An 11,674-nucleotide genomic window follows, 5' to 3' on the forward strand; every position below is an offset into this window, starting at 1 on the left:
TTAGTTTTTTGATTGATTGAATTGGTTGGTTTATTGATTAAAATCTAATATTAAAGCTTAAATCTTTATCGTTTACTTCAAATTTTGCATCTTGGTATTGAGGCGGACCATAAGACATTGGGTTATTTGACATACCATAACTTTCTAAAGGCATACCATTTTCAAAATCCATACGATTATTATCATTTTCGTCATGCATAACCATAATGGCGTATGTGCCAACTTCAACATTTTTAAAAGTAACGGTTATTTGTCCGTTTTCTATTTTAGACTTTAAGTTTTTTATACCAGGACCTTTCATAAAAGTGTCTTCGGTATGTAGACCCAAAATAACACTACCTTTATCATTTTTAATGTTTTGTATGGTAACAGTAATATTTTGACCATTAGAAGTTACTTTTGTTTCTGTTTGAGCATTTACATTTAAAGTAAATATTAAAGCTATTAAAAGTGTGTAAATAGTTTTCATAATTAATCGGTTTTGTTGTTTTTTGATAGTTCAAATGTCTAACAAAACATGAGGCTTTCACAAACTAAGTCACCGAACTGTAGATTTTTTATGATGAATTGTTTATTCTACAGGAATTACCTCTACACGTCTGTTTTTTACTCTACCTTCTTCTGTATTACTTGTGTCTACAGGATATTGTTCTCCAAAACCTTTAACTATTAAACTTTCTGTGTTAATACCTTTATTTAATAAGTAATTTTTTACTGTATTAGCTCTTTCAAAAGATAGTTTAAGATTGGTTTCTTCTGTTGCCGTATTATCTGTATGTCCAGAAATTAAATATTTTTTAAATTTTCCTTTTGATATAAGTTGAGCAATATTCTCAAGTTTTTTAATTTCTGAAGGTCTAATTTCTGCTTTACTTAATTCAAAATAAATTACAATAGGTTTTAGGTTTTTAAGTTCTTCTTTACTGTAAGCATTTTTTATCTCTTTTTTAGGACAACCGTTTTCTGTTCCTTGTAATTTAGGACATTTATCATATTTATCTGGTACACCATCTTTATCATAATCTGGTAATGGACAACCTTTGTTGCTAATATCTCCTGCTATTGTAGGACACCTATCATAAAGGTCTGCAACACCATCGTTATCTTGGTCAGGACAACCGTTATTGGTTCCTGGTGTTTCTGGACAGTTGTCTTCTTTATCAGGTATTCCATCTTTATCGGTGTCGGGACATCCATTAAATTTTGCTAATCCAAATGTGTCAGGACATTCGTCCTCTTGATTAAAAATACCATCATTATCATTGTCTGCACCTCCAAATTTGAAAATTATTCCTGCAGAATGTTGATAATGACTTAAACCATAATCTTCAAAAGAATGCTTGTAGGCACTTTGTGCTGTAAAGCCAAAATTGTATGTCAACCAAAAATCTATACCTACAGCTCCATTTACTGTTCCTGCGCCAATTTCGTCTAACCAAGTATATCCGCCACCAAGACTTACGTATGGATTAAAAGTAATATTATTGATTAGTTTGTATTTAAACATACCGTCAATAGAGATGTAAGGAAATTTTTCGTCTCTGTTGGTATGTTCTTGTTTTATGCTATTAAGTGATACAAGTGCTTCAAAAGATATTTTATTCTTTAAATGTCTAGCTAAAGCTAATTTAAAACCTGCAGGATCCATATTCCATGTTTGAAATTTTCCTTCTTCGCCAGGTAATTTTCTAACTGGATTGTTTACTGCGTTTGTACTTAAGCTTGCTGTCCAAGGAGAATAATTATCTTGAGCAAAAGTTGTTAATGTAAAGGATAGGGAAAGAATTACAGTTAGTAATAAAACTAAGTGTTTCATGTTTTTAGTAAATTGATTAATAGCAAAGCCAATATAAACTAAAAAAACAGAATATTAAAAATAAATAGATAACAGGTAAAGTTTGGCGATTAGCTTACAATAAACCACGTGCTTTAATTTCTAAATACTTATTAATAGTATCTAATGTAAGGTTTTCTGGTGTGGTTAAAATAGAGTAAATACCATACTTTTTAAGTTCGTTAACGATTAGACGTTTTTCAAAAGCAAATTTTTCTGCAATTACCTTATCATAAGTTTGCTGTATCGTTTCGGCAGGTGCTTTGATAAATTTATCTAGCTCAGTGTTTTCAAAGAAAATAACGACTAGTAAATGGTTTTTTGCAATACCTTTTAAATACGGTAATTGTCTATGTAAACTGTCTAATGTTTCGAAGTTTGTATAGAGTAATATTAAACTTCTGTGTGTAATATTTCTTTTTATATCTGCATATAATCTGCCAAAGTCACTTTCAAAAAAATCGGTGTTAACATTGTATAAGCCTTCAAGAATTAAATTCATTTGAGATGTTCTTCTTTCTGCAACGACACGATTTTCAACACGTTTAGAAAAGGTGAAAATACCTGCTTTGTCTTGCTTTTTTAATGCTACATTGCTAATCACTAAAGATGCATTTATGGCGTAATCTAGAAGGGTTAATTGGTTAAAAGGCATTTTCATAACACGACCTTTGTCTATAACCGAGTAGACTGGTTGCGATTTTTCATCTTGAAATTGATTAACCATTAACGCATTTCGTTTTGCGGTAGCTTTCCAGTTAATGGTACGCAAATCGTCACCTAAAACGTAGTCTTTAATTTGTTCAAACTCCATTGTGTGACCAAGTCTACGCACTTTTTTGATACCGTATTGCAACAAATTATTACTAAAAGCCATCAAGTCGTATTTTTTTAATTGAATAAAACTTGGGTAGTTAGGTACCATTGCATTATCGTTAAAAGTAAAACGTCTTGCGACTAAACCAAACACCGATTTCGCGTATATATTTAGTTTTCCAAAGTGATATTCGCCACGTTCTACTGGACGTAATTGGTATTCTAATTTAGATGAAGATGTTGCGTTTAGCTTTCTTTCAATATTAAAATCTCTTACTTGAAATTGTTCAGGAATTTCGTCAATGATATTTGTATATATAGGAAATGTATAAAAGTTTTCAATCTCAAGTTGAATTGGATTTTGATCTCCGTTTGAAAGTTTTTCGGGTAAAATTCTTGAGGCTAAAATTCCTTTTTTAGCTGAAAATAATAGCAAAGTATCTAATAATGTTAATGCGATTAAACCTAAAAGCAAAAAAGAAACAATATTGAGTAATCTTGGAAACAAAAAGCTAACCACATACAATATCATAATGGCAATACATGCATAGAAAAAACGGTTTTGTATGTAAAATGGTTTTATGAGTTTCACTTTAAATTATCCTTTAAAATTAATCGGTTGATTTAAAATTTGTAATTGTACTTTATGATCTACATTACCTAGGCTATCTTTTAAATGTTCAATATTTATATTGTAAGATTTATTATAAAATGCTAAGGTTTTATCTAATTTTTGTTTCTTTTCTTTTGCAATTTTTACTCTTGTAAAGTAATGATTTAGTGTACCAATACCTTTGCCAATAGGAACAAGAGCAACACCAAATAAAATAAGTGTTATTGTAGAAATAAATCCTTTATCAAATATAAATTTTGTTATTATCATAGATAAAATAATTATTCCTATACCAATACTCATATTAACTATTCCTAAACCTACTTGATTGGTTTTTTCTTTCTGAGTAGATTCAAATTCAATATTAATATCAATAATTTGTTTTTCGGTTTCCTTATTTAAAACTATTGAAGGACATGTTTTACTAAAAGTAGGTCTTTCGTTAGTTAAAGCACATAAAGTACCTCTTGAGAAATCTACAATTTTATTATCGCAAAGTTTACAATGATCAGAGTTTAATAGCATTAGATTAATTGTTTTACCTTGGTATTTCTACAGCTTCTATAATTTGCTTTATAATTTGTTTGCTTGTTACACCTTCCATTTCGCGTTCTGGCGTTACAATAACACGATGTTGTAACACTGGTATTGCTGCTTGTTTAATGTCTTCTGGAGTTACAAAGTCGCGTCCATTCATTGCAGCAAAAGCTTTACTAGATTTTAGAATAGCTATAGATGCTCTTGGTGATGCACCTAAATATAAAAATGGATTATTACGTGTGTTTACTATGATATCTGCGATGTATTTTATTAAATGACTTTCGATAATAATCTGATTGACTAAACCTTGAAATTCTTTAATTTTTTCTTGACTTAAATAAGTCGTGATTTGATTAATTTTTTTATTTCCTTTTAAGTCGTGCTCGCGATTTAAGATTTCTATTTCTTCTTCTAAATTAGGGTAATCAATATCTATTTTGAAAAGAAAACGGTCTAATTGTGCTTCTGGTAAACGATATGTTCCTTCTTGCTCTACAGGGTTTTGAGTAGCTAAAACAATAAAAGGTAAACTCATTTGATATTTATTACCGTCTATAGTTATTTGGCGTTCTTCCATTACTTCAAACAACGCAGCTTGAGTTTTTGCTGGTGCACGGTTAATCTCGTCAATTAAAACCATGTTAGAAAAAATAGGACCTTTTTTAAACTCAAATTCAGATTTTTTCATGTCAAAAACTGAAGTTCCTAAAATATCACTAGGCATTAAATCGGGCGTAAATTGAATACGACTAAAATCTATTGCTAAAGATTTGGCTAATAAACGTGCCGATATTGTTTTTGCAACACCAGGAACACCTTCTATTAATGCATGACCGTTGGCTAAAATAGCTGCAATTAGCATATCAATCATTCCTTTTTGACCAACAATTACTTTACTAATTTCTGACTTTATTTGTGCAACACCTTGTTGCAGTTCGGTTAAGTCAATACGGTTTGTAAAGTTTACATTATCGTCTGTTGTGTCTGGCTTAACATTATCTGAAATAACATCATTTGTTGGTGCTGGATTTTCTGTGTTTTCAGCATCTGACGGAATGTGATTTTTTTTGTCTTCGTTATTAAATTCTTCCATAATTTATGCGGTGTAAAAATCTTCTATTTGCTTATTTAAATGGATTAAATCTGCTTCTGTACATTGTGGTTTTGCTTTTAAATGTACTATAGATTTAACTAACTGTTGTATTTGTTCTTTATCTTTTCCTGATTTCTGGATCAGTAGCTTAGTAAAACGTTCATCTAAAACTTGAGTATCTAAAAAGTAAACACGTCTTAAATATTCTAAAAAGTAAGTTATTTTCTTTTCAACTAAATTATTATGGTCTTTAGTTTCGTAATATAAATTACCAATGGTTTTTGTAAATGCTACGGTAGTATTTTCGTGAGGTTTAATTTCTTTAACAATGCGTTGTCTTCGTTTTGCGTTAAAAATTAAGAACAAAAGCAAACTAATTAATCCTAAATACCAAGCATAACGTAGTGCATCTTGACTTAATATAAACCTAAGTTTAGAACCGCTAACGTTGGTGTTAGCCTTATTTAATGAGTTGTAATAAATATTATCATTTGGCAGATATCCTAAAACAGCTTCGGTATATTTTTTATTATTTTTCTTTAATAAACTATAATTTGTGAAGGCTATAGGTTGTAGATGAAGTAAAAACTGACCATCATAATGTTTTACTTTTATAAAGTTAGGAAACGCAATACTGTCAAAGGTTTGATGTCCTAAAACCGTTGTAAGATTTTTGTCAAGTTTTGAAAAATGAAAGTTGTTAATACCTCTGTCTATTGTAATACTATCTGTTTTAAACCTTGGATTGGTTAATGTAAAATAGCTATTACCTTTTAAGTCATATTCATTAGTTGTATTAAATCCTAAAGAGTCTTTTAATCGTTTAGGAAAGTAATTGCTAGACATTAAAACTGTATTACCGTAGGATACAAAATCTAAAAGTTCTTGTGCAGAAATATCGTCCATTTCTGAGTATTGAGCAACGTGTATAAAATTACCTGTTGTGGTGTATTCATCTTCTTCCCAATTGTAATACTCGTCAAAAAACTCGTAAGGTGTTTTTCTTACGTCTGTAAATTCTTTATCAGAAAAAACGTTTTCTAATTCTTCATGAAAAATATAAGTTCCAAAAGGTATTTTATGTCTTTCATTATAAGTTGGTTTCCAATTTATAGGTCGTTCTTTAGTAAGCTCGATAAAAGCAATTAAGCCTAAAAAAAGGATTAGTAATCCTACATAAATTTTTATAGTTCTGTTCATGCTTTTACTGAGTTTAAAAAGTTAGTAAAAGCACGTTTTGCTTTGTCAAATTGAGTTTGATCTACATTAAACTCGCCATACCAAATGTAATTATATAGGTAAGATGTATAGGCAAATTGTTCTGAGATTTCTGGTGTTTTTATTTCGTATTGATAGTCGCTGTTTGTTTTTTCTGGATCGTAGTCTATAATTTCTTTTTCTGATAAGCCTTTTAAAAGCCACAAATAGTAATATCTAATGGCAAGTCTGTAATTGTTATTACTTTCGGCTTCACTAATTAAAGCTTTAAAATTTGTTTGATGAATGTTGTTTTCTAGGTCTGTTACAGGAATAATTTTTTTATCTGAAGATTTGCCAAAAACCCATGTACCTTCTTTGTTAACAATAGCTTTAAAGATAAAATAGATAACTAACAAGAAAATAATTACGCCTGCAATTTTTAAAGCTATGTCTGTTGCTCTAGAAGCTTGACCAGCGTTTTGAATATTAAATAGACTTTTTAGAAAATCTGAAACCGCTTTTTTAAATCGTGTCCACCAACCAGAACTAGCTTTGATGCGTTGGTAAATAAAATCATCTCCGGTATATTTTTCAGATAAGTTATCAAATTGTTTTGGTAGGACGTTTGCATGATCTGTTGCTACAGAATCTATTGCTTCTAAATACTTATAGTCTTCATAAACTTCTTGCGAGTGTTTTTGAAGCGCATTAGCAGTACCAAAAGCTAATAAAAAAAGGATAATATGTAGTTTAAGTAATTTACTCACCAGATCCTATTTCGTCAATAACACTTTTAGTGTTTACATTTTCGCTAGTTTCTTTTAAACCGTAATACACAATACTTTGGTTAACTTGTATAATGGTTTGTAAAGTTGTACTAATAATAAATGCAATTACAGAAATAACTATCGCTAAAATTAAACTACCAACAGGCATCTCATCTATAGTTACAGGTTCTTGTATAACAGTTATACTTTGTACACCTTGTACAATCCCCTGAATTAGCCCAACACCCATCTGTACAACGTAAGCCATTAAGTAAAAAATACCAATGCAACCTACAGCATGCCAAAATTTACTTCTAATTAATTGCCATGCATAACCAAAGCTATCCCAAAAATTACGTTTATTGTCTAATTGCTCTAAAAGTGTCATATGGTAAAGACTACTAAAGATACCTATTAAAAACGGTAGCGCAAGTATACCAACAATAGTTATTGCTAGTATAAAACCAACTATACCAAAGATAATAGCCAAAGGTATAGCTAAAATAAAGCCTAAAATTACAAACATGATAAGTTTACCAGCATTGGCTTTGTAGCTATCTTTAATTTCTTTCATGCCAAAATTGGGACCATTATGTTTTTCAAAAAGTTTAAAGTAAATAGGAGTGAAGGCATACACAATTATCCAAAATAATATAGATAAAATCACAACACCTATAATGGTAAGCACAAAAACACCAAAGTTTTCATTAGCAAATTGGTCTATTGACGCAGATGGGTTACCAGAAGTAGAAAAACTATACATAAAAGACTCTGTATAAGTTTTAGTTACATAATAACTTACAATAGCTAATAGAATAATAAGTGCACCACTAACAGTAAAAAAGAAAGTAAAGAAGTGTTTACCGTGTTCTTTAAAAAAAGTAAATGTGTCTTGAAAAAACGAGTTAAAGTCTCTATTTTGATATAGTTTCATAGTTTAGTTTTGCTTTACGGTTAACAATAAACGGATATATTAAATAGTAAAATGAAATTATGCTTAGCGTTGTAAGAATGATACCAATAGATAACCAATTTGGCATTATGTTAGAATATCTAGTAACATAACCTTCTAAAAATCCAGCAGCAATAGTAAAAGGAAATGTGCTTATTAAAATTTTAACTCCAACTTTTACACCTCTTTTAAAAGATTTCATCCTAGAGAAAGTTTTAGGAAACAAAATACTAGCGCCTAAAATAAAACCAGCAGCACCTTCTATAACAATTGCAAAAATCTCCATAGCGCCATGTATCCAGATACCTCTAACGCTTTCCCAAAATACATCTTCTTTTACAAACATATATTGAAAAGAACCTAGCATAATGCCATTTTCCATTAAAATATAACCTGTGCCTAAACCTCCAAAAATACCAAAGACAAAAGAGGTTATACCAACATAGAGGTTGTTTAATGTAATACCAAAAGCGCTTCCCCAATTACTACCACTTTTGTAAATAGCAACAGGATCTCCTTTTTCAATATTTTCTAAGGTTAAATTTACGTAATGATCACCAAGAACAAGTCTAATAAAAGCATCATCAAACTCTGCAGATAAAGCACCAATAGCTACAAAACTTAAAAAAACTAAAAAAGCGTAAGCCACGTAACGTCTGTATTCATACATTATTAATGGGACTTCAGTCTTCCAAAAATATACAAATCTATTAGTGTCTTGTCGCTTAGTTTTATAGATTTTCTGGAACGCTTTTGCTGCTAAATTATTAAGATATAAAACTGTTTTACTTTTTGGGTAATACGTTTGTGCATATGACAAGTCATTAACCAATTGTGTGTAAAGTGAGGCTAATTCGTCAGGGTTTTTTAGTTGTTTTCCAAAAATAGCTTGTTCAAATTCTAGCCATTTTTCTTTGTTGGTTTTGATAAAAGCGACTTCTCTCATAAAGCAACCAAATCTACATATTTTTTATATTAAAACCACTTTTATGCGTTAAAAAAATGCTTACATTTGACCTTAGCTTATGGTCAATATATCAATAAATACCACCCAAAACGTAAATATAAATTTTGTCGCAGCTAGTGTTGGCGAACGTTTGCTCGCATATCTTATAGATTGGATTATAAAAATAGCTTATGTTATTGTTGTTTATCAATTAATGTTTAAAGCTTTTAATTTTGAAGATTGGGCTAAAGATATGGACCAATGGTCTGTAGGTGCAGTTGTAGTGTTTTTTTATTTACCTGCTATATTTTATTCTTTAATTTTTGAATCGCTTTTAGATGGACAAACACCAGGAAAACGAATAATAAAAATTAAAGTAGTTAAAATAGATGGCTATCAAGCTTCTTTTCCAGATTTTATTGTAAGATGGTTTTTTAGAATAGTAGATTTAAATTTGTTTTCTGGTATAATAGGGTTAATAGCAGTAGTTACTAGTAATAAAAACCAAAGAATAGGAGATATGACAGCAGGAACAGGTGTTATAGCTTTAAAAAATAAAGTCAATATTAGTCATACCATTTTAGAAGAACTTAAAGAAGATTACACACCAACTTATCCATCAGTAATAAAGTTGTCAGATAATGATGTACGTATTATCAAAGAGACATATTTGGCTGCTAAAAAATCTAAAGACTACGCTACATTAATTAAGTTAAGAGTTAAAGTAATTGAGGTAATGGAAATTAGACACCAAGTTGAAAGTAATGATATGGAATTTATTTCCACAGTTATAAAAGATTATAATTACTACACACAAAACATGTAAGCAGAGAACCACTTTTTTTATAAAAAAAAGTGTGTGAATCGCTTATGCTGAGCGCAGTCGAAGTATCCCTTACTATTAAATTTTAAAAACAATTTCAATCCAATGTTTTACATCATAGATATTTTAGGAACTATTGCTTTTGCAATTTCTGGTGTACTTGTAGCACTCAACAAACGTATGGACGCATTTGGTATTTTAATTATTGCGTTTGTAACAGCAGTTGGTGGCGGAACATTAAGAGATGTTTTGATTGGCGAAACACCAGTAAGTTGGATGAAAGATATGAGTTATGCCTACTTTATTTTTGGATCTACAGTATTTGCCGTACTTTTTAGACATAAGATTGATTACTTGCGTAAATCATTGTTTTTATTTGATACAATTGGTATTGGTTTATATACTGTAATTGGAATTGAAAAAGGAATTTCGGCAGATTTGCATCCAATAATTTGTGTTTTTTTGGGTACGATGAGTGCTTGTTTTGGTGGAGTAATTAGAGATATTCTATGTAACGAAATACCAGTGATTTTTAGAAAAGAAATCTACGCAACCGCATGTATATTAGGCGGTATTACTTATTTTGCTATAAGCCAGTTACCCGTAGTTACAAACTTTGTATTTGTTATTTCTGGTCTAGTAGTAATTATAGTAAGGTTAATAGCTGTAAGATTTAAGGTAAGCTTACCAAGTCTTTACAAAGATTAGTATCATTGTTTATTCTAAAACTTCAACAGTTTTAATATATACATTAACAAAAGGCCAATCAGACTCGTCTGTTTTTACAGCGTTTATTTTATCAACAACATCCATTCCTTTAACAACTTTTCCAAAAATAGTGTAATCGCCATCTAGATGAAAGGCGTCTTGCTGCGTAATAAAAAACTCATAAGGCGATGCTAATTTATGAGGGTTTTCAATATCACTACTTGGCATAGAAATTACACCTCGATGATGTGTAAAACCACGTTTAGTATCTGTAGGTAATAAGTAATGACCTATTTTATGACGTTTTCTGGCTACTCTAATATCATCTGTGTTTCCTCCTTGAATAATAAAGTTTTTAACTACACGATGAAACTGAGTATTATCAAAAGCTCCAATTTTTGCTAAATAAATAAAGTTAGCACGATGAAACTTGGTTTCGTCAAACAATAAAATATCAATATCTCCCATGCTTGTTTTAATGCGTACTTTATTCTCTAAGTTTTCTTTTTCATATTCTAAGAAAAAGTCCATAACATTTTCTTCAGTTAAATAAGGATATTCCTTTTTCTTAATCGAATCTTTTTTAACCGTTTTAGTATCTGTTTTTACAGTGTCTGCAGCTTGTTTGGCGTTGTTATAGTTAGTTTTAGTCTTAGATTGCTTATCTTCACAATTAAATAAAATAAGACAAAGACTAAAAAAAAGAAATAGGCGCATTTTTAAAATGAATTTTAAGGATTTTACCATAGCATTGTCAAAAATAAAAAATATACCACTACCAGCCGAAACATCTCAGTTTAAAATGGCTCCACCTTATCGTGAAGCACTTTTAGAACAGCAAAAAGATAAGATGAAACATGCTAGGCAAAGTGCAGTAATGGCATTGTTTTATCCAGATTTAGAGTTACAAACTAAACTTATTTTAATTTTAAGAAAAACTTACAAAGGTGTACACTCGGCACAAGTTGGTTTTCCTGGTGGAAAAGTAGAACATTCTGACCAAAATTTAATGCAAACCGCTTTAAGAGAAACTCACGAAGAAGTAGGTGTAAAACCAGATTATATTAAGGTTTACAAAGAAATGACGCAAGTTTATATTCCGCCAAGTAACTTTGTAGTTCAGCCTTATTTAGGTATTGCAGAGCAAACTCCAAAATTTGTCAAACAAGAAACAGAAGTAGAAGATTTAATAGAAGTTTACTTAAAAGATTTGTTAAGTGATAGTAATTTAACCCAAAAAACAGTAAAAACCAGTTATGGTGTTGATGTTGAGGTGCCTGCCTTTAATTTAAGTAATTATTTGGTTTGGGGCGCAACAGCAATGATGCTTAGCGAAGTTAAAGACTTATTAAAACAGGTTTTATAAGTGTTTTGATTTGTTA

General features: G+C 30.2%; 13 protein-coding genes. 3 read left to right on the forward strand and 10 right to left on the reverse strand.

Annotation, left to right across the window (positions count from 1 at the left end):
• Positions 1-37: 37 nt before the first annotated feature.
• The 9 genes from H574_RS0100110 to H574_RS0100150 form a co-directional block, all read right to left on the reverse strand.
• Entirely contained in the window at positions 38-469 is a 432-nt protein-coding gene (locus H574_RS0100110; protein ID WP_027878580.1) for a DUF2141 domain-containing protein, read from the reverse strand.
• Positions 470-571: 102 nt separating this feature from the next.
• Entirely contained in the window at positions 572-1,816 is a 1,245-nt protein-coding gene (locus H574_RS0100115) for an OmpA family protein (protein ID WP_027878581.1), read from the reverse strand.
• 94 nt (positions 1,817-1,910) lie between these two features.
• Positions 1,911-3,242, reverse strand: coding sequence for a DUF58 domain-containing protein (locus tag H574_RS0100120; protein WP_027878582.1), 1,332 nt, complete (start codon positions 3,240-3,242; stop codon positions 1,911-1,913).
• Between the two features lie 6 nt (positions 3,243-3,248).
• Positions 3,249-3,788 carry a hypothetical protein gene (locus H574_RS0100125; RefSeq protein ID WP_027878583.1) on the reverse strand — a complete coding sequence of 180 codons (540 nt, stop codon included), beginning with the start codon at positions 3,786-3,788 and terminating at the stop codon, positions 3,249-3,251.
• Positions 3,789-3,801: 13 nt separating this feature from the next.
• The gene (locus H574_RS0100130) at positions 3,802-4,896 is read right to left on the reverse strand and encodes an AAA family ATPase (RefSeq protein ID WP_081653155.1); all 1,095 of its coding nucleotides are present in this window, start codon (positions 4,894-4,896) and stop codon (positions 3,802-3,804) included.
• Between the two features lie 3 nt (positions 4,897-4,899).
• Positions 4,900-6,096, reverse strand: coding sequence for a DUF4350 domain-containing protein (locus H574_RS0100135; RefSeq protein WP_027878585.1), 1,197 nt, complete (start codon positions 6,094-6,096; stop codon positions 4,900-4,902).
• The gene (locus H574_RS14315; RefSeq protein ID WP_051169799.1) at positions 6,093-6,863 is read right to left on the reverse strand and encodes a DUF4129 domain-containing protein; all 771 of its coding nucleotides are present in this window, start codon (positions 6,861-6,863) and stop codon (positions 6,093-6,095) included. The genes H574_RS0100135 and H574_RS14315 overlap by 4 nt, the downstream gene beginning before the upstream one ends.
• Positions 6,856-7,797, reverse strand: coding sequence for a hypothetical protein (locus tag H574_RS0100145; protein ID WP_027878586.1), 942 nt, complete (start codon positions 7,795-7,797; stop codon positions 6,856-6,858). Before H574_RS0100145 ends, H574_RS14315 begins: the two co-directional genes overlap by 8 nt.
• Complete coding sequence (locus tag H574_RS0100150) at positions 7,778-8,761, reverse strand: stage II sporulation protein M (protein ID WP_027878587.1); 984 nt, start codon at positions 8,759-8,761, stop codon at positions 7,778-7,780. Before H574_RS0100150 ends, H574_RS0100145 begins: the two co-directional genes overlap by 20 nt.
• Positions 8,762-8,840: 79 nt before the next feature.
• On the opposite strand from H574_RS0100150, the gene H574_RS0100155 reads away from it, so the two are divergent.
• Both H574_RS0100155 and H574_RS0100160 read left to right on the forward strand, forming a co-directional pair.
• Complete coding sequence (locus H574_RS0100155) at positions 8,841-9,587, forward strand: RDD family protein (RefSeq protein WP_027878588.1); 747 nt, start codon at positions 8,841-8,843, stop codon at positions 9,585-9,587.
• A 102-nt stretch (positions 9,588-9,689) separates the two neighbouring features.
• On the forward strand, positions 9,690-10,292 hold the full coding sequence (locus H574_RS0100160; protein WP_027878589.1) for a trimeric intracellular cation channel family protein: 603 nt from the start codon (positions 9,690-9,692) through the stop codon (positions 10,290-10,292).
• Positions 10,293-10,301: 9 nt separating this feature from the next.
• Here H574_RS0100160 and H574_RS0100165 read toward each other — a convergent pair whose 3' ends face one another.
• Complete coding sequence (locus tag H574_RS0100165; protein WP_027878590.1) at positions 10,302-11,009, reverse strand: peptidylprolyl isomerase; 708 nt, start codon at positions 11,007-11,009, stop codon at positions 10,302-10,304.
• 7 nt (positions 11,010-11,016) lie between these two features.
• Here H574_RS0100165 and H574_RS0100170 point away from each other — a divergent pair, with 7 nt between their 5' ends.
• Positions 11,017-11,658, forward strand: coding sequence for an NUDIX hydrolase (locus H574_RS0100170; protein WP_027878591.1), 642 nt, complete (start codon positions 11,017-11,019; stop codon positions 11,656-11,658).
• Positions 11,659-11,674: the final 16 nt, after the last annotated feature.

The organism is Mesoflavibacter zeaxanthinifaciens DSM 18436, assembly GCF_000422365.1.
Taxonomy (GTDB): domain Bacteria; phylum Bacteroidota; class Bacteroidia; order Flavobacteriales; family Flavobacteriaceae; genus Mesoflavibacter; species Mesoflavibacter zeaxanthinifaciens.

What these genes read in the sequence shown, in the direction of transcription:
- H574_RS0100110 (WP_027878580.1), bottom strand. Translation starts at nt 469, where the DNA reads ATGAAAACTATTTACACACTTTTAATAGCTTTAATATTTACTTTAAAT.
- H574_RS0100115 (WP_027878581.1), bottom strand. Translation starts at nt 1,816, where the DNA reads ATGAAACACTTAGTTTTATTACTAACTGTAATTCTTTCCCTATCCTTT.
- H574_RS0100125 (WP_027878583.1), bottom strand. Translation starts at nt 3,788, where the DNA reads ATGCTATTAAACTCTGATCATTGTAAACTTTGCGATAATAAAATTGTA.
- H574_RS0100130 (WP_081653155.1), bottom strand. Translation starts at nt 4,896, where the DNA reads ATGGAAGAATTTAATAACGAAGACAAAAAAAATCACATTCCGTCAGAT.
- H574_RS0100135 (WP_027878585.1), bottom strand. Translation starts at nt 6,096, where the DNA reads ATGAACAGAACTATAAAAATTTATGTAGGATTACTAATCCTTTTTTTA.
- H574_RS0100145 (WP_027878586.1), bottom strand. Translation starts at nt 7,797, where the DNA reads ATGAAACTATATCAAAATAGAGACTTTAACTCGTTTTTTCAAGACACA.
- H574_RS0100150 (WP_027878587.1), bottom strand. Translation starts at nt 8,761, where the DNA reads ATGAGAGAAGTCGCTTTTATCAAAACCAACAAAGAAAAATGGCTAGAA.
- H574_RS0100155 (WP_027878588.1), top strand. Translation starts at nt 8,841, where the DNA reads ATGGTCAATATATCAATAAATACCACCCAAAACGTAAATATAAATTTT.
- H574_RS0100160 (WP_027878589.1), top strand. Translation starts at nt 9,690, where the DNA reads ATGTTTTACATCATAGATATTTTAGGAACTATTGCTTTTGCAATTTCT.
- H574_RS0100165 (WP_027878590.1), bottom strand. Translation starts at nt 11,009, where the DNA reads ATGCGCCTATTTCTTTTTTTTAGTCTTTGTCTTATTTTATTTAATTGT.
- H574_RS0100170 (WP_027878591.1), top strand. Translation starts at nt 11,017, where the DNA reads ATGAATTTTAAGGATTTTACCATAGCATTGTCAAAAATAAAAAATATA.